Here is a 24,360-nt window from a genome sequence, read left to right on the forward strand (position 1 = left end):
CGCTAGCGGCCGATCATCGTCTCGGGCCGTACCAGCCGGTCGAACGTCGCCGCGTCGACGAGGCCCAGCTCCAGCCCCGCCTGCTTCAGCGTCTGCCCCGTCTGGTGCGCGTGCTTGGCGATCTTCGCGGCATTGTCGTAGCCGACCTCGGGCGCCAGCGCGGTGACCAGCATCAGCGACTGTTCGACGAGCGCGCCGATCCGCTCGCGATTGGCCTTCAGCCCGTCCACCGTCCGCTCGGCGAAGCTCTGCATGCCGACGCTCAGCAGCGCGATCGAACGGAGCACGTTCGCGCCGATCAACGGCTTGAAGACGTTCAATTCCATATGGCCCTGCAAGCCGCCGACCGTCACCGCGACATTGTTGCCCATCACCTGCGCCGCGACCATCGTCAGCATCTCGGCCTGCGTAGGATTGACCTTGCCGGGCATGATCGAGCTGCCCGGCTCGTTGGCGGGCAGCTCCAGCTCGCCGAGGCCGGAGCGCGGCCCCGACCCGAGCAGGCGGATATCGTTCGCGATCTTGGTCAGCGCCACCGCCAGCACGTTGAGCGTGCCGTGCAGGTCGACCAGACCGTCGTTCGACGCCAATGCCTCGAACTTGTTGGGCGCGGTGACGAACGGCAGGCCGGTCAACGCCGCGATTTCGGCCGCCACCGCCTCGGCAAAGCCCGCCGGCGCGTTGAGCCCGGTGCCGACCGCGGTGCCGCCCTGCGCCAGCGGCATGATGTTGCGCTCCAGCGTCCCCGCGATCCGGTCGCGCGCATTGGCCAGCTGCTGGACGTAGCCGGAAAATTCCTGTCCCAGCGTCAGTGGCGTCGCGTCCTGTAGGTGCGTGCGGCCGATCTTGACCAGATCGTCCCATTCCGCCGCCTTCGCCGACAGCGCCTCGTGCAGCCGGTCGAGCGCGGGATACAGGTGCCGCGTTACAGCGAGGGCAGCCGCGACGTGGAGCGCGGTTGGGAAGCTGTCGTTCGACGACTGGCCGCGGTTGACGTCGTCGTTGGGGTGCACCGGCGTCTTGCCGCCGCGCGTGCCCGCCAGCACCTCGTTGGCGCGGCCCGCGATCACCTCGTTGACGTTCATGTTCGACTGGGTGCCGCTGCCCGTCTGCCAGATCACCAGCGGAAACTGGTCGTCGAGCCGGCCGGCCGCGATCTCCTCCGCCGCGGCCTCGATCGCATCGGCCGTGTCGGCGGCAAGGCCATGCCGGCGGTTCACCCGTGCCGCCGCCCGCTTCACGATCGCCAGCGCATGAACGATCTCCACCGGCATCCGTTCGCGCGGGCCGAACGGGAAATTCTCGAGACTGCGCTCGGTCTGCGCGCCCCAATAGGCGTCGGCGGGAACGTCGATCGGCCCGATCGAATCGGTTTCGGTGCGTGTGGTCATACCCAACAACCGCACGAAGCGGTCAGTCGATCCGCTTGCGCAGAAAGAACCGCGCTTCGCCCGGCGGGAAATCGTCGATCCGGCCGACGACGTCATACCCCAGCTTCTCGTAGAAGCCGCGCGCCTGGAAACTGAACGTATCGAGCCATACGCCAACACAGCCCAGCCGCCGCGCTTCCTCCTCTGCCGCCAGCATCAGCGCACGACCCCGCCCCTGCCCCTTCAGCGCGGGTGGCACGGCCAGATATTGCACGAACAACCAGCGAAAACCGGTCAGGCCCCACAGCCCGCCGACGATGGCCCCGTCCGCGTCGCGCAGCACGATCGCGACCGTATGCCGCTCGGTCGGGCCGACCATCGTCTCGTTATAGGCGACCAGCGGCGCAAGGATCGCCTCCCGATCCGCCTCGGACGGCGCGGAGACAATCTCCGGATCGCCGGCCGCGCTCATTTCTTCCGCTTGAAATCCACGCTGACGACGTTCGACCCATCCGCCGCCGGCGTCACCGCCGGGCCGTCGTTCTCCGCCTCGTCATGCGGCTCCGGCCCGTCGCTCGGGTCTTCGGTCGCCTGGAAGCGCAGCTCGAAATTCACCGCCGGATCGTGGAATCCGGTGATCGCCGAATAGGGGATGACCAGCTTGGACGGCACCTGGTTGAAGCTCAGCCCGACCGAGAATTTCCGCTCGTCGACCAGCAGGTCCCAATAGCGGTTCTGGAGGACGATCGTCATCTCGTCCGGGAATCGCTCGATCAGCCGCTGCGGGATGTCGACGCCCGGCGCCTGCGTCTTGAAGGTGATGTAGAAATGATGCTCGCCCGGCAGGCCGCCCGATTCGGCGACGGAGCCGAGCACGCGGCCCACGACGGCACGCAAGGCCTCCTGGACGATCTCGTCATAGGGGATAAGGCTATCTGGCAGGCCGTCGGTCATGCCCCTTGGGTAGCGGACCGGACGGCGGGGTCAAGATTGTGTGTGCCGCCACACACGCTATGGAGCGTGACGATGCGCACCGCCACGATCAACCGCTCCACCGCCGAAACGCGGATCGACGTCACCGTCAATCTCGACGGCACCGGCGTCTATTCGATCAACACCGGCATCGGCTTCCTCGATCATATGGTCGAACAGCTGTCCCGCCACGGCCTGATCGACATCGACCTCAAGGTCGACGGCGACCTCCATATCGACGGGCACCACACCGTCGAGGATTCGGCGCTGGCACTGGGCCAGGCGGTGGCGCAGGCGCTCGGCGACAAGCGCGGCATCCGCCGCTACGGCGACGCACTCAGCCCGATGGACGAGACGCTGACCCGCGTCGCGCTCGATATCTCGGGGCGGCCGTGGCTGGTGTGGAAGACCGCCTTCACCGTCTCGCGCCTCGGCGAGCTCGACACCGAGCTAATCGAACACTGGTTCCACAGCTTCGCGCAGACCGCCGGCATCACGCTGCACGTCGAGACGCTGTACGGCACCAACAACCACCATATCGTCGAGGCCGCGTACAAGGGCCTCGCCCGCGCGCTGCGCACCGCGGTCGAGATCGACCCGCGCAAGGCGGACGCGATCCCCTCGACCAAGGGCGTGCTATGACCGAACCCTTCACCCGCCCCGGCACCGACCTTTGCGTCGTGTCGCTGACCTATGGTGACGACATCGGCGCGATCGATGCGGCGATGGGCGCGCATGTCGACTGGCTGTCGGACGGCTATGCCAACGGCGTGCTGCTCGCCTCCGGCCGCAAGCAGCCGCGCACCGGCGGCGTCATCATCGCGATCGGCAACCGCGCCGAGGTCGAGGCGCTGATCGCCAACGATCCGTTCGTGTCGAAGGGGCTGGCGAGCGCGGAGATCATCCCCTTCACCGCGAGCATGGCGGCGACCCCGCTCGCCGACCTGCTGTCGTCATGACGATCGCGCTGATCGACTATGGCGCGGGCAACCTGCACTCGGTCGAGAATGCGCTGCGCGCGGCGGGCGCGACCGACCTGACCGTCACCGCCGATCCCGATGTGGTGGCAAAGGCCGACCGCATCGTCCTGCCCGGCGTCGGTGCCTTCGGCGCCTGCGCGGCCGCGCTGCGCGGCGTGCCGGGCATGGTCGAGGCGATGGAACGCCGCGTCCGCCGCGAGGCCGCGCCGTTCCTCGGCGTCTGCGTCGGCATGCAGCTGATGGCGGACGTCGGCGAGGAGATGGGCCAGCACCGCGGCCTCGGCTGGGTGCGCGGCCGCGTCCGCCGGATCGAGCCCGGCACAATGGACGCCAAGGTCCCGCACATGGGGTGGAACGACGTGCGCCCGGTGTCCGACCATGCGCTGGTTTCCCCGGGGGAAGCCTATTTTCTCCACAGCTACGCCTATGAGGGCGAGGACGTGATCGCGACCAGCGACCATGCCGGCCCGGTCACCGCCGCGATCGCGCGCGACACGATGCTCGGCGTCCAGTTCCACCCCGAAAAGAGCCAGCGCTACGGGCTGGTGATGCTCGCAAAATTCCTGGAGTGGCGGCCATGAGCCTGATCGTCTTCCCCGCCATCGACCTGAAGGGCGGCCAGGTCGTCCGCCTCGCCGAGGGCGACATGGACCGCGCCACCGTCTATGGCGACGACCCCGCCGCGCAGGCGATGCTGTTCGCCGACGCCGGCGCGCAGCATCTCCACGTCGTCGACCTCGATGGCGCCTTCGCCGGTGAATCGGTCAACGGCGAAGCGGTACGCGGCATCGTCGAACGCTTCCCCGGCCACGTCCAGCTCGGCGGCGGCATCCGCAACCGCGCCAGCGTCGAACGCTGGTTCGACCTCGGCGTGTCGCGCGTCGTCATCGGCACCGCGGCGCTGGACGATCCCGATTTCGTCCGCGGCGCGGCGCGCGACTTCCCCGGCGGCGTCGTCGTCGCGGTCGATGCGCGCGACGGCATGGTCGCGACCAAGGGCTGGGCGGACGTCTCCACGACCAGCGTCGTCGATCTCGCCCGCCGGTTCGAGGATGCCGGCGTCGCGTCGCTGCTGTTCACCGACGTCGGCCGCGACGGCCTGCTGAAAGGATGCAACGTCGAGGCGACGGTCGACCTCGCCCGCTCGGTCTCGATTCCGGTCATCGCCAGCGGCGGCGTCAAGGGGATCGCGGAAATCCACGTCCTCGCTCTCCACGTCCGCGACGGCGTCGAAGGCGTCATCACCGGCCGCGCCCTCTACGACGGCCGCCTCGACCTGTCCGCGGCGCTCGGCGTGGCGCGGGCGGCGGCAGAATAATGCTCACGCGAAAGCGCGAAGACGCGAAGAGGGTGCGCGCAGAGGCGCAGAGGACGCAGCGATGTCCGATGCCGCGCGAAGCGCTCTCCCCATTCCTGCGCAGCGGATCCCGAACCGAGCGCTGGCCCGACCGGCCTCCCCACATGGGCTCTGCGTCCTCTGCGCCTCCGCGCGCTAATCCTTTTTCTCTCCGCGTCTCCGCGTCTCCGCGCGAACAAACCTTCTCCATCCGACGAGCCACAGCATGACCGTACGCGCCCGCGTCATCCCCTGTCTCGACGTGGCCAACGGCCGCGTCGTGAAGGGCGTCAATTTCGTCGAACTGCGCGACGCCGGCGATCCGGTGGAACAGGCGCGCGCCTATGACGCCGCGGGCGCCGACGAACTGTGCTTCCTCGACATCACTGCATCTCACGAGGATCGCGGCACCATCCTCGACGTCGTCCGGCGCACCGCCGCGGTCTGCTTCATGCCCCTGACCGTCGGCGGCGGCGTGCGCAGCGCCGACGATGCCCGGGCGCTGCTGCTCGCCGGTGCCGACAAGGTCGCGGTCAATTCCGCCGCGGTCGCCCGGCCGGAGGTCGTCGCCGACATCGCGGAGCGGTTCGGCAGCCAGTGCTGCGTCGCCTCGGTCGACGCCCGCCGTGTCGGCGAGCGCTGGGAGGTGTTCACCCATGGCGGCCGCCGCCCGACCGGGATCGACGCGATCGCGCATGCCGTCCACCTCGCCGATCTCGGCGCGGGCGAATTGCTCGTCACCTCGATGGACCGCGACGGCACGCGCAGCGGCTACGACCTCGCGCTGGTCCGCGCCATCGCCGACCGCGTCAGCGTTCCCGTCGTCGCGAGCGGCGGCGTCGGCGGCCTCGACGACCTCGTCGCCGGCATCCGCGACGGCCATGCCAGCGCCGTCCTCGCCGCCTCGATCTTCCACTTCGGCGAGGCGAGCATCGCCGATGCGCATGCCGCGCTCGCCGCGGCCGGAATCCCGGTGCGGCAACCGGTCGTTTAGGGCTTCGGCAACGCTTCGCGGGCATATCACAGGGTCATGTATTCGATCGTTTTTCGCCACGACCTCAACCTCGTAGACATCAAATGGACCGGCCTGTTCGACCAGCCCTCCGTCGATGCCTATGCCGACGAACTGATCCGCCGTTTCCGCGAGGAGGGCTTCCGCACCGGCTATCGCCTGCGCATGGATATGAGCGGCACCAGCGTCCAGCCGGTCGACGCGGCACAGGCGATCAACCGCCGGCTCGGCGCCTTCCATCGCGCCAGCCGGATCGCGATCGTCGCCACCAGCGCGATCACGCGGCTGCAAGTGCGCCGATTCATGACGCAGGACTATCTGCGCATCTTCGATTGCGCCGACGCCGCGCTCGACTGGCTCGTCGCCGCCGATGCACGGACGCAGGCGGCATGACCGCCGTCGCGATCCTCAGCGTCGCGGGCGGACATTCCGGTACCGTCCACCGCAGGACCGGCCCGGAATGGTCGGACGTCGCACTGTTCGTGGTCGCGGCACTCGGCGTCTGGCTCGTCCGCCGGGCGATGCGGCGGCGTTTCGCGCGCCGTCCGCCGATCAAGGATTGACCCCTCCCCACCTCCCGCGCCAAGCGGAGGCCATGGACCCGCTCGATCGCCTGGAAGCCACCATCCGCGCCCGCCGCGACGCCGCCGATGCCGGCGGCTCGTACGTCGCCAGCCTGTTCGCCAGGGGCCGGCCCAAGATCGCGCAGAAAGTCGGCGAGGAAGCGACCGAGACGGTGATCGCCGCGCTCGCCGAACCGGACAAGCTCGCCTCCGAGGCCGCCGACCTCGTCTTCCACCTGCTCGTGCTGCTCGCCGATGCCGGGCTGGGGCTGGACGACGTCCGCGCCGAACTCGCCCGCCGCGAGGGCGTGTCGGGCCATGCCGAAAAAGCCGCTCGCTGAGGACCCGCCCCATGCCGATCGATGCCACCCTGCCCTATGACGACCAGAACGTCTTCGCGAAGATCCTGCGCGACGAGATCCCGTCGCAGCGGGTCTACGAGGACGACTATGCCGTCGCCTTCCACGACATCGCGCCGGTCGCGCCGCTGCATATCCTCGTGATCCCGCGCGGCGCTTATGTGTCGTGGGACGATTTCAGCGCCCGCGGGTCGGATGCGGAGATCGCCGGCTTCGTTCGCGCGATCGGTCATGTCGCGCGCGAACACGGGCTGGTCGTCCCCGGCTATCGCCTGCTCGCCAACGTCGGCGGCCATGGCGGGCAGGAAGTACCGCACCTCCACGTCCACCTGTTCGGCGGCAAGCCGCTCGGGCCGATGCTGGCGGGATGATCGCCGCGCCGCGGCAGGCGGCGCGAAGCGGCGGCGCGATAAGGGATTGCCTCTCCCCCATTTGCGGCTAGCATCCCCCGCTTCACCATGCGGCGGCGTTCCAGGGACCGTTCGCATCTGGGGGGATAGAGCTTCATGATATTCGGGCGCGTCAAACCACTCGACGCCATTCTCGCCACGGCCGAAAAACGCGGCTTGCATCGTTCACTCGGGGCGTTCCAGCTGACCATGCTGGGCGTCGGCGCCGTCATCGGCACCGGCATCTTCGTCCTCACCTCCGAAGCCGCGCAAAAGGCCGGGCCGGGCATGATGATCTCGTTCATCATCGCCGGCTTCGTCTGCGCGGTCGCGGCGCTCTGCTATTCCGAGCTCGCCTCGATGGTGCCGGTGGCAGGCTCCGCCTACACCTATACCTATGCGGTGATGGGCGAATTGCTCGCCTGGATGGTCGGCTGGGCGCTGATCCTCGAATATGCCGTCGGCGCCTCCGCGGTCGCGGTCGGCTGGTCGGGCTATATGGTCGGGCAGCTGCGCAATTTGCTGGGGATCGAGATCCCGATGGAATGGGTCAACGGCCCGTCGGCGGGGGGCTATATCAACCTGCCCGCGGTCATCATCTCCGGCCTCGTCACCTGGCTGCTGGTGATCGGCACGACCGAGAGCGCGCGCGTCAACGCGGTGCTGGTGTGCATCAAGGTCGCGGCGCTGTCGCTGTTCGTCGCGCTGTCGCTGCCGGTCATGAACCTCGACCATTTCGAACCGCTGATGCCGACCGGCTTCACCGGGGTCGCCGGCGCCGCCGCCTCGATCTTCTTCGCCTATGTCGGGTTCGACGCGGTCTCCACCGCGGCGGAGGAAACCAAGAACCCGCAGCGCAACGTGCCGATCGGCCTGATCGCGTCGCTGGGCTTCTGCACCATCTTCTATCTTTTGGTGTCGGCGGGCGCGATCGGTTCGCCGCTCGGCGCGCAGCCGGTGCGCGATGCCGCGGGGACCTTGCTGTCGCCCGGCACGTCGGAACTCGCCGACCGCTGCCGTGCGATCGTCGCCGGCGGTGCGCTCGAACCGCTCTCCTGCTCGCGTGAGGCGCTCGCCCACGTGCTGCGCACGATCGGCTGGGTGCAAGTGGGCAACCTCATCGGTCTCGCCGCCACCCTCGCCCTCCCCTCCGTCGTCTTGATGATGATGTTCGGCCAGACCCGCGTGTTCTTCACCATGGCCCGCGACGGGCTGCTGCCGGCGAAGCTCGCGACCGTCCATCCGAAGTACCGGACGCCGCATGTCGTAACGATCGTCACCGGCATCGCGACGACGCTCGCCGCGGCGTTCCTGCCGGTCGGCAAGCTCGCCGATTATTCCAACTCGGGGACGCTGTTCGCTTTCCTGATGGTGGCGATCTCGGTGCTGGTGCTGCGCAAGGTCGATCCCAGCCGCAAGCGTCCGTTCCGCACCCCGCTGGTGTGGCTGGTCGCGCCGGCTGCGATCATCGGCTGCCTGTACCTCTATTTCTCGCTGCCGCTGCTGGCGATCCTCGTCCTGCCGGGCTGGGGCCTGATCGGGCTGCTCATCTACTTCGGCTACAGCCGCAGCCGCTCCTACGTGGGCCGCGGCATCACCGACGTGGTCGACGACCCCGCGATGCAGCCGGAAATCGCCAAGCCTCTCCACTGAGGTTTCGATGCACGATGAAGGGCCGGGGGAGCGATCCTCCGGCCCTTTTTCTTGTGCGACACCTGATGGGTTCACGCGAAGCCGCGAAGACGGAAAGAGGGCGCGTTCAGGGCGAACGCATTGCTTCCCAGTTCTGTCTTAATGATAACCGCAGCCACGGAAGCAACATCGTCGCGGCTTCGCGGCTTCGCGTGAAACCGATATTTCGCGCAGAGGCGCGAACGACGCGGAGGGGTTGCGCGCTTCTCTCCGGTTCATCCGCCGGCACAGTATGAGAGCCGCACGCGAGGCAGGCGGGACGCCTCGGCGGCCTCTGCGCGAACCCCCCCTCTCCGACCGGAGAGGGGGGCAACGCGATCAACCGATCTTGGACGTCGCCAGCGCCTTCATGTCGACGTTCGGCCGCGCGCCGAAGTGGCTGATGATCTCCGCCGCGCAGATCGCGCCGAGGCGGAGAGACTGTTCAAGTCCTTTGCCCTGCGCCTGACCGTGCAGGAAGCCCGCCGCGAACAGGTCGCCCGCGCCGGTCGTGTCCACCACCTGTGCGATCGGCTCGGCCGGTACTTCGGCGCGGGTGCCGTGCTGGATCGCGCAGGCGCCCGAGGCGCCGCGGGTGACGACCAGGGTCGGCACCTGCGCCGACAGCTTCTCCGCCGCCGCCTCGAAATCGTCGGTTTCGGCCAGCGCGGCGAGTTCGCTCTCGTTGGCGAACAGGATGTCGATCAGGCCGTCGGCGATCAGGCTGCGGAAATCGCCGCCATGGCGACCGATGCAGAACACGTCGGACAGGGTGAAGGCGACCTTGCGGCCCGCCTTGCGCGCCGCCTCGATCGCCGCGCGCATCGCCGCGCGGGGCTCCTCGGGGTCCCACAGATAGCCTTCGAGATACAGGATCGCCGCATCCTCGATCACCGACAGGTCGAGCGCGCTCTCGGGCAGGAACTGCGACGCGCCGAGATAGGTGTTCATCGTCCGCTGGCCGTCCGGCGTCACGAAGATCAGGCAGCGCGCCGTGGTCGGCTGACCGGGACGCGACGCGGTGTCGAAGGCGACGCCGGCGGCGCGGATGTCGTGCGCGAACACCTGCCCGAGCTGGTCGTCGGCGACCTGCCCGATGAAGGCGGTGCGCCCGCCCAGCGCGGCGATCCCCGCCACGGTGTTGGCGGCGGACCCGCCCGACACTTCGCGGCCCGGCCCCATCTTGGCGTAGAGGGCATCGGCATCCTCGGGCGAGAACATCAGCTGCATCGAGCCCTTGGCGACGCCGATCGATTCGATGAAGGCATCGTCGGCCTGGCTGAGGATATCGACGATCGCGTTGCCGATCGCGACCACGTCATATTTGGGCTGGAACAAGGGATTGGGGCTCCGGAAAAGATATCGCCACCCCCTAGAGCCGCGACGCCCTTGGCGCAACGTACCGGCGGTTGACGCGCCCGGCGCCACCCGGCACGCCGACGGTCATGCTCCGCGCCCTCTCCCTGTCGATCGGCCAGCTCGGCGACCCCGCGATCCTGCGCGTGCTGATGAAGTCGCTACTGGTGACGCTGGCGCTGTTCGCTGGGCTGGGCGCCGCGCTCTACGTCGGCCTGCGCGCGGCGTTCGAGGCTCTGGTCGGTATCGAATTCGGCGGCAGCCTCGCCGGCGTCGCGGCGGTCGTGCTGCTGGTGCTGGGCGCCTGGCTGCTGTTCCGGGTCGTCGCGATCGCCGTGATTGGCCTGTTTGGCGACGAGGTGGTCGCCGCGGTCGAGGCACGGCATTATCCAGCCGCGCACGCTGCGGCACGGCCGGTCGGCATGGCCCGCTCGACGCGCATGGCGCTCGGCTCGGCGGGGCGGGCGGTGGCGGCCAATCTGCTGATGGTCCCCGTCTATATCGCCCTGCTGTTCACCGCGATCGGCCCAGCCATCGCCTTCTTCCTCGTCAACGCGCTGCTGCTCGGCCGCGACCTTGGCGAGATGGTGGCGAGCCGGCACATGGACGATGCGACGGTGCGGGGCTGGCGCACGGCGACGCGCGGGCGGCGGTTCGCGCTGGGGCTTGCCGGCACCGGGCTGTTCGTGGTTCCGCTCCTCAACCTGTTCGCCCCGATCCTCGGCGCGAGCATGGCGACGCATCTGTTCCACGCGTCGCGACGGGGGACGAGCACGTGAAGGCACTGGCGGCATCCGTACTGGCTCTGGGATTGAGCGCCTGTGCCGCACCCGGCGGCGTCGCGCCGATCCCGGCCGGCCGCACCGTCATCCCCTACACCACCGCCGGGCTGGAGCGCGTGCTCGGCCAGGACGCCGCCGGCCTGACGCAATTGTTCGGCCAGCCCGATGCCGACATCCGCGAAGGGACCGCGCGCAAGCTCCAGTTCGCCGGCCCGATCTGCGTCCTCGACGCCTATCTCTACCCCAAGGGCAGCGAACCGCCGCGCGTCACCTATCTCGATGCGCGCGAACCCGACGGCAGCACCATCGACCGCGCCAGCTGCGTCGCCGCCCTCACCCGCCGCGATGGCGGCAGATAGCTTGCCCGATCGATTTGACAGCCTAGGTCAATCGTCCTAATTTTTCGGCTCCGCTGCCGAAGGCCCTGACGATGCCTGCTGCCACCACCCGCGACCTGATCGTCGAGACGGCGGACGAACTCTTCTACACGCAGGGTTTCGAAGCGACGTCCTTCGCGCGCATCGCCGGGCCGCTGGGCCTGTCGCGCGGGAATTTCTATCATCATTTCAAGACGAAGGATCACATCCTCGATGCCGTCATTACCCGCCGGCGCGACATTACGCAGGCGATGCTCGACGATTGGCAGGTCGTGGGCGACGATCCGCGGGATCGCATTCTCCGCTTCGTGCGGCTGCTGATCGTCAACCGGGTCAGGATCATGGCCTTTGGCTGTCCGGTCGGAACATTGTGCGCCGAACTGGCCAAGCTCGACCACGATGCGCAGCCGCGCGCGGCCGGCATCCTCCTGATGTTCCGCGACTGGCTGACCGACCAGTTCCGTGCGCTCGGCGCAGGCGACGCCGCCGGCGACCTTGCCCTGCACCTGCTCGGCTGGGCACAGGGGACTGCGGTTCTGGCGACGGCGTTGCGGGACGAGGCCATGATCCGCCGGGAGGTCGCCACGACGGAAAGCTGGCTGGCCGGACTGCCCTATCCTTCACCCTCTGCATGAACGGGGAGCATCATGTTCGTTACCTTTCTGCACTTCACCGAACGGCGCGAGGCAGCGGCCTCGTTCATGGCCGGGCATAATGCCTGGATAGCGCAGGGATTCGCGGACGGCATTTTCCTGTGCGCCGGTTCGCTCGACCATGGCGCCGGTGGCATGATCCTCGCCGCCGGCGAGGGTCGCGTGGCCTACGATGCCCGGGTTCAGGCGGACCCGTTCGTGGTGCACGGCATCGTAACCGCGGAAACGCACGAGATCGATGCGAAGCGAACGATCCCGGCGCTCGCCTTCCTGAGGGCAGCGGCATGACCGACACCCTTCCCGGCCCCGACGGCCGGCCGCGCTGCCGCTGGTGTGCGATCACGCCGGACTTCGTCGCCTATCACGATCGCGAATGGGGATTCCCGGTCGCCGACGACATTCGCCTGTTCGAAAAGCTGTGCCTCGAATGCTTTCAGTCGGGCCTCAGCTGGCGGACGATCCTGTCGAAGCGCGAAAATTTCCGCACCGCCTTCGCCGGCTTCGATTTCCGGACGGTCGCCCGCTTTGACGACGCCGACGTCGCGCGGCTGATGGCGGATGCGGGGATCGTCCGCCACCGCGGCAAGATCGAGGCGGTCATCAACAACGCCGCCCGCGCCTGCGAACTGGTCGCGGCCGAGGGATCGCTGGCGGCCTTCCTCTGGCGGTTCGAGCCGGCGGACGACGGCATCGCGCCGCAGAGCCGATCGACCTCCCCCGCCTCAGAGGCCCTGTCGAAAGCCTTGCGCAAACAGGGGTGGAAGTTCGTCGGACCGACGACGGTCTACGCGTTCATGCAGGCCATGGGCCTCGTCAACGATCATGCCGAAGGCTGCGTGATACGCGACGAGGTCGCCGCGGCACGCGCCGGCTGCGTGCGGCCCGCCTAGCGGCTCACGACGTCAACCGACCGATCGCCCAGTCTGCCGCCTCAGCCACCACCGGGTCGGCGTCGTCGCGCAGCCGCTCCAGCACCGGCAACAGCGCCGGCGCGCCGCTGTTGCCCGCGGCGATCGCGGCGTTGCGGACCATGCGGCTGCGGCCGATGCGCTTGATCGGGGAGCCGGCGAACACCTGCCTGAACGCCGCATCGTCGAGCGACAACAGGTCCGCGAGCGCAGGTGCGGTCAGCTCGGCGCGGGGGTGGAACGCCATGTTGGCGGCAGCGCTGGCGGCGAACTTGTTCCACGGACAGACCGACAGGCAGTCGTCGCACCCGTAGATCCGGTTGCCGATACCCGTGCGGAACTCGACCGGGATCGGGCCGGCATGCTCGATCGTCAGATACGAGATGCAGCGCCGCGCATCGAGGCGGTAGGGCGCCGGAAAGGCGTCGGTCGGGCAGGCGCGCTGGCAGGCGTCGCATGATCCGCAGCTGTCGCGCCCCGGCGCGTCAGGGGCCAGATCGAGCGTCGTGTAGATCGCGCCGAGGAACAGCCAGCTGCCATGGTCGCGGCTGACCAGATTGGTGTGCTTGCCCTGCCAGCCGAGTCCCGCCGCCTCGCTCAACGGCTTCTCCATCACCGGCGCGGTGTCGACGAACACCTTGAGGTCGCACCCCGCCTCCTGCGCCAGCCAGCGCCCCAGCGCCTTCAGCGCGCGTTTGATGACGTCGTGATAGTCGCCGCCCTGCGCATAGACGGAGATGCGGCCGCGCGTCCCCTCCCCCGCCAGCCGCAACGGATCGACGGCGGGCGCATAGCTCATGCCGAGCGCGATGACGCTGCGCACCTCCGGCCACAGCCCGGCGGGGGAACCGCGGTGATGCGCGCGCTCCTCCATCCAGATCATCCCGCCGTGCCGGCCCTCGTCCAGCCACTGGCGCAGCCGCGCGGCGGTCTGCGGCGCAGCGTCGGCGCGTGCGATGCCGCAGGCGACGAAGCCGAGTTCCGCCGCTTTCGCCCTGATGCGCGTCTCGATACCGGGTTGTTGCTTGTGTTCGGACACGCCGCGCCGCTACCACAGGTCGGGGGCCAGGGTCATCGGCCCCGATACTGGGGCAGGATGCGATTTTGGCGGACGATCAAGTGGCGGTGTTCGCCGAACATCTGGTGAAGCGCTTCGGCGACCGGCGCGTGGTCGACGGCGTCGACCTGTCGGTGCCGCGCGGTGCGATCTACGGCGTGCTCGGGCCGAACGGCGCGGGCAAGACCACGACGCTGCGCACATTGCTCGGCATCATCGAACCCGACGAGGGGCGCCGCGCGATCCTCGGCCATTTCGCCCCGCGCGAGGCGAGCGACCGCGTCGGCTACCTGCCCGAGGAACGCGGCCTGTACCCGTCGATGAAGGCGCGCGACGCCATCGCCTTCATGGGCGCGCTGCGCGGGCTCGACCGCCGCACCGGCCGCGCCCGTGCCGCAGAGATGATGGAGGCGGCGGGCCTCGGCCATGCGATCGACGAGAAGATCAAGAAGCTGTCCAAGGGCATGGCGCAGCTGGTCCAGCTGCTCGGGTCGGTGGTGCATCGCCCGGACCTGCTGGTGCTCGATGAGCCGTTCTCCGGCCTCGACCCGGTCAATCAGGAAAAGCTGGAGGCGCTGATCCTCGCCGAGCGCGATCGCGGCGCGACCGTGCTGTTTTCGACGCATATCATGGCGCATGCCGAGCGGGTCTGCGACCGGCTGGCGATCATCGCCGGCGGCAAGCGCCGGTTCGAAGGGACGGTGGACGACGCGCGCGGCACGTTGCCGAGCCGGGTCCGCTATCTGCCGACGCGACCCGATCCGGCGGTGGCGGCGGTGCTGCCGCACGATGCGGTGCCGGACGGCGACGGCTGGCGCTTCCAGCTGCCGCGAGAGGGGATCGAGGGGTTGCTGGTGACGCTGATCGAACGGGGCTACGGCATCGGCGGCCTGTCGATCGAACGGCCCAGCCTGCACGATGCGTTCGTCCGGATCGTCGGCCGCGACGCCACGCCCGACGCGATGCAGGAGTATGCGGCATGAGCCTTGCCCGCACCCTCCGCCAGGCGCTGACCATCGCGCGGCGCGACTTCATCGCGACGGTGTTCACGCCGATCTTCCTCCTCTTCCTGTTCGCGCCGGTCATCATGGGATCGTTCGGCGCTGTCGGCGGCCTCGGCGCGGCGAGCGTCGCGGACGGCCGAGGCGACCGCGCGCGGATCGTCGCGATCGTCCCCGATGCGCAGGCGCGGACGATCGCCGAGGCGGACACGCGGCTGCGCGACGTGTTTCGCCGCAGCGAGGAGGCGCCACCGGGACTTACCACGCTACGGCCTGCGGGCGACCCCGCCGCACAGGCCCGCGCCGCCTTCGCGAGCAAGGACTATGAAGCGAGCGCCGTCCTGTACGGGCCGCTCGCCGCGCCGCAGGTGCTGTACGGCCCGCGCGGCAAGCGGGCGGCGGACTATCTGGCGCTGCTCGCCGCGGAGACGTTGACGGCTGACCGGTTGAACGGCGACCTGCCGCGGGCGAATGCGGTGAAGACACCGATGGAGCGGCCGGACGGATCGGCAGGCAACCGCCGCCAGTCGGCTTCCTTCGCGGTGTTCGGCGTGTTCTTGCTCAACCTGTTCCTCGCCAGCCAGGTGGTCGGCACGATGGCCGAGGAGCGCAACAACAAGGTGATCGAGGTGCTCGCCGCCGCGGTGCCGTTGGAAAGCGTGTTCCTCGGCAAGTTGCTCGGCATGTTCGGCGTGGCGATCCTGTTCGTCTGTTTCTGGGGGACGATCATCGCCAAACTGGGGTCGCTGCTGCCGCCGGAGCTGGCCTCGGCGCTGGCGATCCAGGCGGCGGTGGGGATGCCGGCGTTCGTCGCGCTGTTCGTCACCTATTTCACCATGGCCTATCTGCTGCTCGGCTCGGCCTTCCTCGTCGTCGGGGCCCAGGCCTCGACCCCGCGCGAGATCCAGATGCTGGCGCTGCCGATCTCGGTCCTGCAGATGGGCATGCTCGCGCTGGCGCTCGCCGGCACCGCGCGGCCGGGCAGCTGGATCGCGACGCTGGCGGAGATGTTTCCGCTCTCCTCGCCCTTCGCGATGGCGGGCCGCGCGGCGACCTCCGCCGACCTGTGGCCGCACGTCGCCGCGATCGCGTGGCAGTTGCTGTGGGTGTCAATCTTCATCGCCCTCGGCGCCCGCCTCTTCCGCCGCGGCGTCCTGCAATCGGGCAGCGCCAAACCGTTCTGGAAGCGCGCGAAGGGCTGAGCCGCCCATGCCGTCACCCCGGACGGATCGGCCGGGGCGCTCCATCGCATAGCCAATTGACATGAGTGTCAGTTGGGTATCTCCTGCCGCAAAACGACAGGAGAGAGATGATGGCGACGCTGATGCAGCCCGAGGTGCGCGTGGACCCGCTCGATGTCAGCCGGGCGGAGCTCTACCGCGACGACGTCTGGCAGGCCCCCTTCGCGCGACTGCGCGCCGAGGCGCCGGTCTATCGCTGCGAACACAGCGATTACGGCCCCTATTGGTCGGTCAGCACCTACAAGCCGATCGTCGAGGTCGAATCGCTTCCCGAACTCTATTCGTCGGAGGCGGGCGGGATCACGCTCGCCGATTTCCTGCCCGACAGCGACGTGCGCATGCCGATGTTCATTGCGCGTGACCGGCCGATCCACACCGCGCAGCGCCGCACCGTCGCGCCCGCCTTCACCCCGTCCGAGATGACGCGGATGAGCGAGGACATCCGCCATCGCACCGGCGAGATCCTCGACAGCCTGCCGTGGAACACGCGATTCGACTGGGTCGATACCGTGTCGATCGAACTGACCACGCAGATGCTGGCGATCCTGTTCGACTTCCCGTGGGAGGACCGGCGCAAGCTGACCTTCTGGTCCGACTGGGCGGGCGATATCGAGCTGGTGAAGAACGAGGAACTGCGCAAGCAGCGGCTCGGCTACATGTACGAATGCGGGGCCTATTTCCAGCAGCTGTGGAACGGCAAGGTGGGCAAACCGCAGACGCCCGACCTCATCAGCATGATGATCCATTCGGATGCGATGAGCCACATGGATCATTTCGAATTCATCGGAAACCTGATCCTGCTGATCGTCGGCGGCAACGACACGACGCGCAATTCGATGTCGGCGCTTGCCTATGGCCTCGACCGGTTTCCGGACGCCCGCGCGCAGCTGGAGGCCGAACCGGCGCTGATCCCCAATGCGACGCAGGAGATCATCCGCTGGCAGACGCCGCTCGCGCACATGCGGCGCACCGCGACGCGCGACACGGAGTTGATGGGGCAGACGATCCGCGCGGGCGACAAGCTGGCGCTCTGGTATCTCTCCGCCAATCGCGACGAGAGCGTGTTCGGGCCGGATGCCGATGCGATCCGCGTCGACCGGCCCAATGCGCGCCGCCACCTCGCCTTCGGCCATGGCATCCACCGCTGCGTCGGCGCGCGGCTGGCGGAAATGCAGATCGGCATCCTGCTCGAGGAGATGGCGAAACGGCGGATGCGGGTGAACGTGCTCGACGAGCCGACGCGCGTCGCGGCCTGTTTCGTCCATGGCTATCGCCAGCTGCCGGTGGAGATCAGCCGCTACTGACGGCCGGCGCGAGCGCGATGTGACGATGATGTCATCGGCGCTACGTCACCCCGTCATGCCGGCATGGTTACGAACCGGTCCCGTTCCGTGGGGGAGATGGATCGGTGCGTATGTCGGGTATCGCTATATTGGCGTCGATCCTGCTGGTGACGGGCATGGCCGAGCCGCGATCGGTGATGGCCAACGTGCCGGTGGTGCTGCACGCCGCGGCTGCCGCAGGGCCGGTGACGCTCCTGTCCTACAATGTCGAGGGCCTGCCCTGGCCGCTGACGCACGGCCGCACCGCCGCCGCCGCGGCGATCGCCGCGGAGCTGCGCGCGCTCCACGATCGCGGCGCGGGGCCGCAGGTCGTCGCGGTGCAGGAGGCGTTCGGCGACGCGCAAAAGGCGATCGGCACGAGCGCAGGCTATCGCTACGCCGCCTTCGGCCCCGCGGCCGATATGCCCGGCGCACCCGCCACGCGCGCGGACGAGGCTGCCTTCCTGCAGGCCGCGAGCTTCTGGCACGGTGAAACCGAGGCCCCGCATGAGGACAGCGGCCTTGCCGTCTTTTCCGATTATCCGATCGTCTGGGTGCGGCGCATCGCCTTTCCCCGTTTCGCCTGTGCCGGTTACGATTGCCTCGCCAACAAGGGCGTGTTGGCGGTCGCGTTGCGCGTTCCCGGTCGCGCGGATCCGCTGATCGTCATCGACACACACCTTAACTCGCGTGCCGCGTCCGGGGTGGACGATCCCCGCAGCTTCTACGCCTATCGCCATCAGGTCGATACGTTGCGCCGCTTCGTCGCCAGCGTCGTTACAGCGGCATCGCCGGTGGTACTGGCCGGCGACTTCAACGTCGGCAGCGATCCAGAACGGCAGGCCTATCTGGCGGACGCCATGTTCGGTGCGCGGGCGATGACGATCGCCGCGTCGGAAAGCAGCTGCGGCGATGCCTGCCGCATCATCGCGCCGGTCCCGACGATGACGAAGGCGAAGACGATCGTCGCCACTCAGGGGCCGATCGCGGCGGAGGGGCGGACGTCCGGTTTCGGCACGCTCGCGGACGGGACGCGGCTGTCCGACCATATCGGCGTCATGCGATCGTTCGCGCTGCGCAGCTGAGCCCGACCAAGCAACGGGAATGACGGAGAGAAACACGCTCAGCGGGACCACGGCATGGATTGCCGGCGGGCAGCGTCCTATATTCGGGCGATGATCCAGGACCCCACCCGCCGCTCCCTGCTGTCGCTCGCCGCCGCCGGCGTCGCCGGTGCCGCCTTATGGGGTTGCCGCAGCGCGCCCGCCGCGGCGGCCGAACGCTATCCAGTGCAGATGAGCGATGCCGCGTGGCGAAAGAGACTGGGCGACGCGGCGTGGAGCGTGTTGCGCCACGAAAGCACCGAGCGCCCCTATTCCAGCCCGCTCAACGACGAGCATCGCGCCGGCACCTTCGCGTGCAAGGGCTGCGCGCTGCCGCTCTTTTCATCGAGGACCAAGTTCGAGAGCGGCACGGGCTGGCCGAGCTTCTATGCGCCCTTGCCCCGCGCGGTGACGACGCGGACCGACGGATCGTTGATGATGGAGCGGACCGAGGTCCATTGCCGCCAGTGCGGCGGGCATCTGGGCCATGTGTTCGACGACGGGCCGAAGCCGACCGGCAAGCGCTATTGCATGAATGGCGTCGCGATGACGTTCAAGCCGGGGGCGGCAAAGGCCGCCTGATCGGCGCGGCGGCTTATTCGCCCGCGACCGGGACCACCGGGACGATCGCCGCCGTCGCGATCACGTTGGTATCGATCGCAGGGGCGCTCTCGACCGCCGGAGCACGGCCCGAATAGATAAACCCGTTGGTGGGATAGCTGGAGGTGCCGAGGCCACCGGTCGGGCCGTACCAGACCTTGACTTCGCTCCAGTCGCCGGCCGCCGAGACGTCCACGGCGCGGACGTCGCGCTCGATGCCGCCGGCGCGCGACCAGTTGGCGTGGGTGAGCAGCACTTCGCGGTCGTTGACGATGCGCGACACCATGGCGACATGGCCAACGCGCATGCGGCGGGTGGACTGGAAGGCGAGGACCGCACCGACTTTGGGCGCATGGCCACGCTCGTACTTGCCGGCCGCCTGGCCCCACCAGGTGTTGGCGTTGCCGTGGATGTCGATGCCCGAGATCTCGCGCGCATAGGGCGCGCACTGCCAGAACTGCGCCATCGCCGGAGTGGCCATCAACAGGCCGCACGAGAACACCAGCGCAAAACGCGCTGCCAACGCCTTCACAGTCATTTGCTGACCCCCCGGTCAAAACCCGTTCGTCGAGGATGTGGCTAGCCGGGGGTTCCGGAATCTCCAATGGCCGCGGGAACCATAAGCGGCGAACTGTGTTCGCGCGCCGACCAAGCGACGCCGAGTCGATGAAGCGGGTCGGAAGGGCTGACCCTTTCGCGGCGCTGAACGGGCAAACTAGCGGGAATCGGTCAGCTTTTCTGCCCCGAGCCGGGCCAGCCGCGCCTCATGCTCGCGCCGCCCGAACGGGAAGCGGGTGAAGCAGAACGCCGCCAGCCCGGCGATCACCAGATAGGCGGTGCCATAGGTGAGCGTCAGCCGGTCGATCGTCGCGACCGACACCTGGCCGGGCGTCGCCTTTTCCGGGAAGCCCGCCACCGCAAGGATCGCACCGGCGAGGAAGATGCCGATGCCCGAGGTGCATTTCTGCACGAAGAACGATCCGGCGAAGAACACCCCCTCCGACCGGCGACCGGTCGTCGCCTCCGAATCCTCGACCACATCCGCCATCATCGACGCGCCGAGGATGAAGGCGGTGACGTTGCATGCAGTCGCAATGACGAAGAAGAATAGCAGCACCGGCAGGAGCGTCGTGCTGCCGACCTCCGGCAGGAGGTGGAACAGGCGCAACGCATAGGGCGCGATGTTGAAGCTCGCGCCGACGATCACCGCGGTCGCCGCGGCGGAGGGTTTGCTCACCCGTTTGCCGATCCGTGGCGCCGCGATGAAGGCGACCAGCACGCCGCCGAACAAAGCCACCGTCGCATAGACGAAGACGATGCCGCGGAATCCCCAGACATAGGTGTAGAGATAGGTCGACATCGCATAGCTGATCCCCTGCACCGTATAGGCGCACAAGCCGGCGAGCATCAGGATCGCAAAGGCGCGGTTGCGCACCGTCTGGCCAAGCTCGCGGAAGCTGTCGCGCAGCGACTGCGCGACGATCGGCGAATTGGGCAGATTGGGGATCTCGCGATGCGTCCCCCAGGCGGAGATCAGGATCGCGACCCCCATCAGCAGGGCGCCGAGTAGCGCATAGCCGACATAGCCGTCGCGGTTGAGCAGGCCGTTGGGAAATTGCGGCGTCGGCGCGAGGAAATAGAGATAGGCGCTGACCAGCATCGTCAGCCCGCCGGCCCAGCCGAACAGGTAGCGCCACGCCATGATCCGGGTGCGCTCGTCGTAATCCGACGACAGTTCCGGCGTCAGCGCGACCGACGGTACCTCGTAACAGCTCACCGCCGTGCGCACGAGCACCGCGGCAAGGAACAGCCAGCCGAGCGTCGCCGGCTCCGACAGCGATTCGGGCGGATTCCACAGCAGCACCCAGCCGACCATGATCGGCAGCGCCGACCCGTACATCCACGGATGCCGCCGTCCCCAGCGCGTGCGCGTCCGGTCGGAGAAGAAGCCGACCATCGGATCGACGAAGGCGTCGATCAACAGCGCCATCATCACCACCAGCCCGACCGTCGCCGAGGGCAGGCCGACCACCTGATTGTAGAAGAGGAGCAGGAACGTGCCGAACCCGGCATCTTTGACGCCATAGGCGACCGCGCCGAACGCATAGGCGCCCATCGTGCCGCCGCGCAGCCGGCGGGCTGGCGGGACTGCGGCATGGCCGGCGACCGTGGCGGAGAGGGGTTCGGCGCGCATACTCATGCCATGGCGGCCAATGCGGTCAGCAATGACGGTTCGGCTGGGTCCCAGCTGCCGCGCGTGCCGATCGTCAGGCCGCCGTCGACGAGGATATGCGTGCCGGTGACGAACGCCGCGTCGTCGCTGGCGAGGAATGCCACCGCCGCGGCGATGTCCTCCGGCCGGCCAGCGCGCGGGATCGGCTGCGCCCCGGCGGCAGCGCGCGCGATCATCGCATCCGCCTGTTCACGCCGCCCGGCATCGAGATCGAGATTGCGGGTGAAGATACCGGTCAGCACGAAACCGGGGACGACCGCATTCACCCGGATGCGCGACCCCGCGAGGTTCGCCGCCGCCATTTTGGTAAGGTGGAGCACCCCCGCCTTGGCGGTCGAATAGGCGGTCGGCGCATAGCCGGCGCCGAGTGCCGATACCGACGATGTGTTGACGATCGCGCCGCCGCCGCGCTGCGCCATCAGCGGCGCGGCATAGCGGATGCCGAGCGCGACCGAGCGGAGCAGCAGCGCCATCGTCCGGTCCCAGTCTTCGGGGGCGATCTGGTCGATCGGCTCGCGCGCGCCGCCGGCGCCGGCGTTGTTGAACAGGATGTCGAGCCCGCCCGCCGCATCCGCCGCCTGCATCAGCGCCTCGATCTGGTCCGGCTGCGTCACGTCCGTATGCCGGAAGACGATGCGCCCCTGCGACGCGGCGGCCAGCGCCGCGCCGCCCTCGGCATCGATATCGGCGACGACGACGCTGGCGCCCTCGTCGGCCAGCCGCAGCGCGGTCGCCCGGCCGATTCCCGATGCGCCGCCGGTGACGACCGCACGTTTTCCTGCAAAGCGCATCCCGGCTCCTATGTGTTTTCGGCAATCATAGTATGGGCCTTAGACGGGTCAACCGATCGCTTTTCGAAATTCGGGTTTGCAGCCGGAACGGTCCCGCTATACCGGTCGCAGCGGATCAACAGCCCCAGCTTCACTGGAACCGACATGGCCCTCGACCCCGATACGTTCGACGCCCTCATCGACACCGTCCGGCGCTTCGTCGCCGAACGGCTGCGGCCGCTGGAGGCGGCGGTGGAAGAGGCGGATGCGATCCCCGACGCGGTCGTCGCCGAGATGAAGGACATGGGCCTGTTCGGCCTGTCGATCGCCGAGGAGTTCGGTGGGCTGGGACTCGACATGGTCGAGGAATGCCGCGTCGCGATCGAGATGGGGCGCACCACCCCGGCGTTCCGCTCCACCTTCGGCACCAATGTCGGGATCGGCAGCCAGGGGCTGGTGATGGCCGGCACCGACGAACAGAAGGCCATGTGGCTGCCGAAGATCGCGAGTGGCGAGATCGTCACCAGCTTCGCACTGACCGAACCCGATGTCGGCAGCGATTCGGGGTCGGTCAAGACGCGGGCGGTGCGCGCCAGAGACGAAGACGGGGGCGACGTCTATCGCCTGTCCGGCACCAAACGTTACATCACCAATGCCGACAAGGCCCAGCTGTTCACGGTGATGGCGCGTACCGGCGAGGACAAGGGCGCGCGCGGCGTCTCCGCCTTCCTCGTGCCCAAGGACCTGCCCGGCATCACCATCGGCGAGCCCGAGAAGAAGATGGGGCAGAAAGGCGCGAAGGTCGCCGACGTGCATTTCGACGACGTGCCCGTCCCCGCCGCCAATCGCCTGGGCGCGGAGGGCGAAGGGTTCAAGATCGCGATGCGCGTGCTCGATCGCGGGCGGCTACACATCAGCGCGGTCTGCGTCGGCGTGGCGGAGCGGCTGATCGCCGACAGCGTCGCCTATGCCGGCAGCCGCAGCCAGTTCGGCCAGCCGATCGCAGGCCACCAGCTGATCCAGGGCATGATCGCCGACATGAAGACCGAGGCTTTGGTCGCGCGCGCGATGGTGCTGGAGACGGCGGGCAAGAAGGACCGCGGCGAGGACGTCGTGCTCGAATCCGCCGCGGCCAAATATTTCGCGTCGGAGATGGTCGGCCGCGTCGCCGACAAGGCCGTGCAAATCTACGGCGGGGCCGGCTATATCGCCGATTACGGGATCGAGCGTCTGTACCGCGACGTCCGCCTGTTCCGCATCTACGAAGGTACCAGCCAGATCCAGCAGGTCATCATCGCCCGCGAAACGATGAAACGCGGCGGCTGACGCGATCCCTGCCGCATCCTCGCCCCTGCGGACGCCATGATGCGACGACGACCTGAAACCGGAGACATATCCCATGGACACCAGCACCCTCTTCCGCCTCGACGGCAAGGTCGCGCTCGTCACCGGCGGCAGCCGCGGCATCGGCAAGATGATCGCCGCCGGATTCATCGCGCAGGGGGCGAAGGTCTACATCTCCTCGCGCAAGGCCGGCGCCTGCGAGGACGCCGCTGCGGAACTCGGCCCGAACTGCGTCGCGCTGCCGCAGGACGTCAGCACCGTCGCCGGGTGCAGGGCGCTGGCGGGGCAGATGGCGGCGCACGAGCAGCGGCTCGACATCCTCGTCAACAATGCCGGCGCGGCATGGGGCGTGCCGTTCGAGGAATTCCCGGAAAGTGGCTGGGACAAGGTGATGGACCTCAACGTCAAATCGCCCTTCTTCCTGACGCAGGCGCTGCATGGCCTGCTCAAGGCGGCGGGGTCGCCGGGCCGGCCGGCCAAGGTCATCAACATCACCTCGATCGACGGCCAGCGCCTCAACCCGTGGGAGACGTACAGCTATCACGCGTCGAAATCGGCGCTGATCTACCTCACCAAGCGGATGGCGGCGCGTCTGGTCAGGGATGCGATCAACGTCACCTCGATCGCCCCCGGCGCCTTCCCGAGCGAGATGAACAAGGCCGCCCGCGATCACGGCGACACCATCGCCCGCGGCATCCCCGCGGGCCGCATCGGCAGCGACGAGGACATGGCCGGCGCCGCCATCTACCTTGCCAGCCGCGCGGGCGACTATGTGATCGGCGAGACGATCACCGTCGACGGCGGCCTCGTCCATGCCGCGCTGGGGACGAGCATCGACGCGTGAGGGCGAGGCCCGACCGGACGTCGCCGTCATTGCGAGCGCAGCGAAGCAATCCAGAGCGGCGCGTGTGCGGCTCTGGATTGCCGCGTCGCTTCGCTCCTCGCAATGACGAGCGGGCGA

Annotated in this window: 30 protein-coding genes; 22 read left to right on the forward strand and 8 right to left on the reverse strand. The window is 68.6% G+C overall.

Features of this window, described 5'->3' with window-relative positions; all coding sequences use genetic code 11:
- Positions 1 to 2: 2 nt before the first annotated feature.
- The 3 genes from fumC to B2515_RS01720 are packed head-to-tail and all read right to left on the reverse strand — an operon-like array spanning position 3 to position 2,324.
- Positions 3 to 1,391, reverse strand: a complete 1,389-nt coding sequence (gene fumC, locus B2515_RS01710; protein ID WP_293872913.1) for a class II fumarate hydratase — start codon at positions 1,389 to 1,391, stop codon at positions 3 to 5.
- A 22-nt stretch (positions 1,392 to 1,413) separates the two neighbouring features.
- Positions 1,414 to 1,842 (reverse strand): GNAT family N-acetyltransferase, encoded by a 429-nt coding sequence (locus B2515_RS01715; RefSeq protein WP_293872914.1) that lies wholly within the window; start codon positions 1,840 to 1,842, stop codon positions 1,414 to 1,416.
- On the reverse strand, positions 1,839 to 2,324 hold the full coding sequence (locus B2515_RS01720; protein ID WP_262829480.1) for an SspB family protein: 486 nt from the start codon (positions 2,322 to 2,324) through the stop codon (positions 1,839 to 1,841). Before B2515_RS01720 ends, B2515_RS01715 begins: the two co-directional genes overlap by 4 nt.
- A gap of 72 nt (positions 2,325 to 2,396) precedes the next feature.
- On the opposite strand from B2515_RS01720, the gene hisB reads away from it, so the two are divergent.
- From hisB to B2515_RS01770, 10 genes are all read left to right on the forward strand, one after another.
- On the forward strand, positions 2,397 to 2,984 hold the full coding sequence (gene hisB / locus B2515_RS01725; RefSeq protein ID WP_293872918.1) for an imidazoleglycerol-phosphate dehydratase HisB: 588 nt from the start codon (positions 2,397 to 2,399) through the stop codon (positions 2,982 to 2,984).
- The gene (locus B2515_RS01730; RefSeq protein ID WP_293872920.1) at positions 2,981 to 3,301 is read left to right on the forward strand and encodes a YciI family protein; all 321 of its coding nucleotides are present in this window, start codon (positions 2,981 to 2,983) and stop codon (positions 3,299 to 3,301) included. Before hisB ends, B2515_RS01730 begins: the two co-directional genes overlap by 4 nt.
- Positions 3,298 to 3,903, forward strand: a complete 606-nt coding sequence (gene hisH, locus B2515_RS01735; protein WP_293872922.1) for an imidazole glycerol phosphate synthase subunit HisH — start codon at positions 3,298 to 3,300, stop codon at positions 3,901 to 3,903. The genes B2515_RS01730 and hisH overlap by 4 nt, the downstream gene beginning before the upstream one ends.
- Positions 3,900 to 4,640 (forward strand): 1-(5-phosphoribosyl)-5-[(5-phosphoribosylamino)methylideneamino]imidazole-4-carboxamide isomerase, encoded by a 741-nt coding sequence (gene hisA, locus B2515_RS01740; RefSeq protein WP_293872924.1) that lies wholly within the window; start codon positions 3,900 to 3,902, stop codon positions 4,638 to 4,640. Before hisH ends, hisA begins: the two co-directional genes overlap by 4 nt.
- Positions 4,641 to 4,884: 244 nt before the next feature.
- Positions 4,885 to 5,652: an imidazole glycerol phosphate synthase subunit HisF gene (hisF, locus tag B2515_RS01745; RefSeq protein WP_293872926.1), complete on the forward strand. Its 768-nt coding sequence runs from the start codon at positions 4,885 to 4,887 to the stop codon at positions 5,650 to 5,652.
- 36 nt (positions 5,653 to 5,688) lie between these two features.
- Complete coding sequence (locus B2515_RS01750) at positions 5,689 to 6,063, forward strand: STAS/SEC14 domain-containing protein (RefSeq protein WP_293872928.1); 375 nt, start codon at positions 5,689 to 5,691, stop codon at positions 6,061 to 6,063.
- Complete coding sequence (locus tag B2515_RS01755; protein ID WP_293872930.1) at positions 6,060 to 6,233, forward strand: hypothetical protein; 174 nt, start codon at positions 6,060 to 6,062, stop codon at positions 6,231 to 6,233. Before B2515_RS01750 ends, B2515_RS01755 begins: the two co-directional genes overlap by 4 nt.
- 32 nt (positions 6,234 to 6,265) lie before the next feature.
- Positions 6,266 to 6,574 carry a phosphoribosyl-ATP diphosphatase gene (locus B2515_RS01760; protein ID WP_293872932.1) on the forward strand — a complete coding sequence of 103 codons (309 nt, stop codon included), beginning with the start codon at positions 6,266 to 6,268 and terminating at the stop codon, positions 6,572 to 6,574.
- A gap of 11 nt (positions 6,575 to 6,585) precedes the next feature.
- The gene (locus B2515_RS01765) at positions 6,586 to 6,963 is read left to right on the forward strand and encodes a histidine triad nucleotide-binding protein (RefSeq protein ID WP_293872934.1); all 378 of its coding nucleotides are present in this window, start codon (positions 6,586 to 6,588) and stop codon (positions 6,961 to 6,963) included.
- Positions 6,964 to 7,098: 135 nt separating this feature from the next.
- A complete protein-coding gene (locus tag B2515_RS01770) occupies positions 7,099 to 8,634 on the forward strand; it encodes an amino acid permease (protein WP_293872936.1) in 1,536 nt (511 codons plus the stop codon).
- Positions 8,635 to 8,991: 357 nt separating this feature from the next.
- Here the strand turns inward: B2515_RS01770 and B2515_RS01775 are convergent, their stop codons facing one another.
- The gene (locus B2515_RS01775) at positions 8,992 to 9,990 is read right to left on the reverse strand and encodes an adenosine kinase (RefSeq protein ID WP_293872938.1); all 999 of its coding nucleotides are present in this window, start codon (positions 9,988 to 9,990) and stop codon (positions 8,992 to 8,994) included.
- Positions 9,991 to 10,097: 107 nt separating this feature from the next.
- On the opposite strand from B2515_RS01775, the gene B2515_RS01780 reads away from it, so the two are divergent.
- From B2515_RS01780 to B2515_RS01800, 5 genes are all read left to right on the forward strand, one after another.
- Positions 10,098 to 10,787 carry an EI24 domain-containing protein gene (locus B2515_RS01780; protein ID WP_293872940.1) on the forward strand — a complete coding sequence of 230 codons (690 nt, stop codon included), beginning with the start codon at positions 10,098 to 10,100 and terminating at the stop codon, positions 10,785 to 10,787.
- Positions 10,784 to 11,149: a hypothetical protein gene (locus B2515_RS01785; protein ID WP_293872941.1), complete on the forward strand. Its 366-nt coding sequence runs from the start codon at positions 10,784 to 10,786 to the stop codon at positions 11,147 to 11,149. Before B2515_RS01780 ends, B2515_RS01785 begins: the two co-directional genes overlap by 4 nt.
- A gap of 71 nt (positions 11,150 to 11,220) precedes the next feature.
- Positions 11,221 to 11,802 (forward strand): TetR/AcrR family transcriptional regulator, encoded by a 582-nt coding sequence (locus B2515_RS01790; RefSeq protein ID WP_293872942.1) that lies wholly within the window; start codon positions 11,221 to 11,223, stop codon positions 11,800 to 11,802.
- A 12-nt stretch (positions 11,803 to 11,814) separates the two neighbouring features.
- A complete protein-coding gene (locus B2515_RS01795) occupies positions 11,815 to 12,108 on the forward strand; it encodes a YciI family protein (RefSeq protein WP_293872944.1) in 294 nt (97 codons plus the stop codon).
- The gene (locus B2515_RS01800) at positions 12,105 to 12,710 is read left to right on the forward strand and encodes a DNA-3-methyladenine glycosylase I (protein WP_293872946.1); all 606 of its coding nucleotides are present in this window, start codon (positions 12,105 to 12,107) and stop codon (positions 12,708 to 12,710) included. The genes B2515_RS01795 and B2515_RS01800 overlap by 4 nt, the downstream gene beginning before the upstream one ends.
- A 4-nt stretch (positions 12,711 to 12,714) precedes the next feature.
- Here the strand turns inward: B2515_RS01800 and queG are convergent, their stop codons facing one another.
- Positions 12,715 to 13,767, reverse strand: coding sequence for a tRNA epoxyqueuosine(34) reductase QueG (queG, locus tag B2515_RS01805; protein ID WP_293872948.1), 1,053 nt, complete (start codon positions 13,765 to 13,767; stop codon positions 12,715 to 12,717).
- A gap of 65 nt (positions 13,768 to 13,832) precedes the next feature.
- Between queG and B2515_RS01810 the strand changes: the two genes are divergently transcribed.
- From B2515_RS01810 to msrB, 5 genes are all read left to right on the forward strand, one after another.
- On the forward strand, positions 13,833 to 14,768 hold the full coding sequence (locus B2515_RS01810) for an ABC transporter ATP-binding protein (protein WP_293872951.1): 936 nt from the start codon (positions 13,833 to 13,835) through the stop codon (positions 14,766 to 14,768).
- Positions 14,765 to 15,988, forward strand: coding sequence for an ABC transporter permease (locus tag B2515_RS01815; protein ID WP_293872954.1), 1,224 nt, complete (start codon positions 14,765 to 14,767; stop codon positions 15,986 to 15,988). Before B2515_RS01810 ends, B2515_RS01815 begins: the two co-directional genes overlap by 4 nt.
- 110 nt (positions 15,989 to 16,098) lie before the next feature.
- Positions 16,099 to 17,331 (forward strand): cytochrome P450, encoded by a 1,233-nt coding sequence (locus tag B2515_RS01820; protein WP_293872957.1) that lies wholly within the window; start codon positions 16,099 to 16,101, stop codon positions 17,329 to 17,331.
- Positions 17,332 to 17,441: 110 nt separating this feature from the next.
- Positions 17,442 to 18,434, forward strand: coding sequence for an endonuclease/exonuclease/phosphatase family protein (locus B2515_RS01825; protein WP_293872960.1), 993 nt, complete (start codon positions 17,442 to 17,444; stop codon positions 18,432 to 18,434).
- 90 nt (positions 18,435 to 18,524) lie between these two features.
- Complete coding sequence (gene msrB / locus B2515_RS01830) at positions 18,525 to 19,034, forward strand: peptide-methionine (R)-S-oxide reductase MsrB (RefSeq protein WP_293872963.1); 510 nt, start codon at positions 18,525 to 18,527, stop codon at positions 19,032 to 19,034.
- Positions 19,035 to 19,047: 13 nt separating this feature from the next.
- Here msrB and B2515_RS01835 read toward each other — a convergent pair whose 3' ends face one another.
- From B2515_RS01835 to B2515_RS01845, 3 genes are all read right to left on the reverse strand, one after another.
- Positions 19,048 to 19,590: a CHAP domain-containing protein gene (locus B2515_RS01835; protein WP_293872966.1), complete on the reverse strand. Its 543-nt coding sequence runs from the start codon at positions 19,588 to 19,590 to the stop codon at positions 19,048 to 19,050.
- 177 nt (positions 19,591 to 19,767) lie between these two features.
- The gene (locus tag B2515_RS01840) at positions 19,768 to 21,168 is read right to left on the reverse strand and encodes an MFS transporter (protein WP_293873506.1); all 1,401 of its coding nucleotides are present in this window, start codon (positions 21,166 to 21,168) and stop codon (positions 19,768 to 19,770) included.
- Positions 21,169 to 21,248: 80 nt separating this feature from the next.
- Positions 21,249 to 22,076, reverse strand: coding sequence for an SDR family NAD(P)-dependent oxidoreductase (locus B2515_RS01845; RefSeq protein ID WP_293872969.1), 828 nt, complete (start codon positions 22,074 to 22,076; stop codon positions 21,249 to 21,251).
- 144 nt (positions 22,077 to 22,220) lie between these two features.
- On the opposite strand from B2515_RS01845, the gene B2515_RS01850 reads away from it, so the two are divergent.
- Together B2515_RS01850 and B2515_RS01855 are read left to right on the forward strand one after the other, a co-directional pair.
- The gene (locus B2515_RS01850) at positions 22,221 to 23,381 is read left to right on the forward strand and encodes an acyl-CoA dehydrogenase family protein (RefSeq protein WP_293872972.1); all 1,161 of its coding nucleotides are present in this window, start codon (positions 22,221 to 22,223) and stop codon (positions 23,379 to 23,381) included.
- 73 nt (positions 23,382 to 23,454) lie between these two features.
- A complete protein-coding gene (locus tag B2515_RS01855; protein ID WP_293872974.1) occupies positions 23,455 to 24,243 on the forward strand; it encodes an SDR family oxidoreductase in 789 nt (262 codons plus the stop codon).
- Positions 24,244 to 24,360: the final 117 nt, after the last annotated feature.

The sequence above is a fragment of the Sphingomonas sp. UBA978 genome, from assembly GCF_002292295.1.
GTDB lineage: Bacteria > Pseudomonadota > Alphaproteobacteria > Sphingomonadales > Sphingomonadaceae > Sphingomonas.

Coding starts and splice junctions, on each gene's coding strand:
- msrB (WP_293872963.1), top strand. CDS start 18,525: ATGATCCAGGACCCCACCCGCCGCTCCCTGCTGTCGCTCGCCGCCGCC.
- B2515_RS01840 (WP_293873506.1), bottom strand. CDS start 21,168: ATGGGCGCCTATGCGTTCGGCGCGGTCGCCTATGGCGTCAAAGATGCC.
- B2515_RS01835 (WP_293872966.1), bottom strand. CDS start 19,590: ATGACTGTGAAGGCGTTGGCAGCGCGTTTTGCGCTGGTGTTCTCGTGC.
- B2515_RS01850 (WP_293872972.1), top strand. CDS start 22,221: ATGGCCCTCGACCCCGATACGTTCGACGCCCTCATCGACACCGTCCGG.
- hisA (WP_293872924.1), top strand. CDS start 3,900: ATGAGCCTGATCGTCTTCCCCGCCATCGACCTGAAGGGCGGCCAGGTC.
- hisB (WP_293872918.1), top strand. CDS start 2,397: ATGCGCACCGCCACGATCAACCGCTCCACCGCCGAAACGCGGATCGAC.
- B2515_RS01845 (WP_293872969.1), bottom strand. CDS start 22,076: ATGCGCTTTGCAGGAAAACGTGCGGTCGTCACCGGCGGCGCATCGGGA.
- hisH (WP_293872922.1), top strand. CDS start 3,298: ATGACGATCGCGCTGATCGACTATGGCGCGGGCAACCTGCACTCGGTC.
- B2515_RS01795 (WP_293872944.1), top strand. CDS start 11,815: ATGTTCGTTACCTTTCTGCACTTCACCGAACGGCGCGAGGCAGCGGCC.
- B2515_RS01770 (WP_293872936.1), top strand. CDS start 7,099: ATGATATTCGGGCGCGTCAAACCACTCGACGCCATTCTCGCCACGGCC.
- B2515_RS01765 (WP_293872934.1), top strand. CDS start 6,586: ATGCCGATCGATGCCACCCTGCCCTATGACGACCAGAACGTCTTCGCG.
- B2515_RS01750 (WP_293872928.1), top strand. CDS start 5,689: ATGTATTCGATCGTTTTTCGCCACGACCTCAACCTCGTAGACATCAAA.
- B2515_RS01780 (WP_293872940.1), top strand. CDS start 10,098: ATGCTCCGCGCCCTCTCCCTGTCGATCGGCCAGCTCGGCGACCCCGCG.
- B2515_RS01760 (WP_293872932.1), top strand. CDS start 6,266: ATGGACCCGCTCGATCGCCTGGAAGCCACCATCCGCGCCCGCCGCGAC.
- B2515_RS01755 (WP_293872930.1), top strand. CDS start 6,060: ATGACCGCCGTCGCGATCCTCAGCGTCGCGGGCGGACATTCCGGTACC.
- B2515_RS01720 (WP_262829480.1), bottom strand. CDS start 2,324: ATGACCGACGGCCTGCCAGATAGCCTTATCCCCTATGACGAGATCGTC.
- B2515_RS01815 (WP_293872954.1), top strand. CDS start 14,765: ATGAGCCTTGCCCGCACCCTCCGCCAGGCGCTGACCATCGCGCGGCGC.
- B2515_RS01820 (WP_293872957.1), top strand. CDS start 16,099: ATGGCGACGCTGATGCAGCCCGAGGTGCGCGTGGACCCGCTCGATGTC.
- B2515_RS01800 (WP_293872946.1), top strand. CDS start 12,105: ATGACCGACACCCTTCCCGGCCCCGACGGCCGGCCGCGCTGCCGCTGG.
- B2515_RS01790 (WP_293872942.1), top strand. CDS start 11,221: ATGCCTGCTGCCACCACCCGCGACCTGATCGTCGAGACGGCGGACGAA.
- B2515_RS01730 (WP_293872920.1), top strand. CDS start 2,981: ATGACCGAACCCTTCACCCGCCCCGGCACCGACCTTTGCGTCGTGTCG.
- B2515_RS01715 (WP_293872914.1), bottom strand. CDS start 1,842: ATGAGCGCGGCCGGCGATCCGGAGATTGTCTCCGCGCCGTCCGAGGCG.
- hisF (WP_293872926.1), top strand. CDS start 4,885: ATGACCGTACGCGCCCGCGTCATCCCCTGTCTCGACGTGGCCAACGGC.
- fumC (WP_293872913.1), bottom strand. CDS start 1,391: ATGACCACACGCACCGAAACCGATTCGATCGGGCCGATCGACGTTCCC.
- B2515_RS01855 (WP_293872974.1), top strand. CDS start 23,455: ATGGACACCAGCACCCTCTTCCGCCTCGACGGCAAGGTCGCGCTCGTC.
- B2515_RS01825 (WP_293872960.1), top strand. CDS start 17,442: ATGTCGGGTATCGCTATATTGGCGTCGATCCTGCTGGTGACGGGCATG.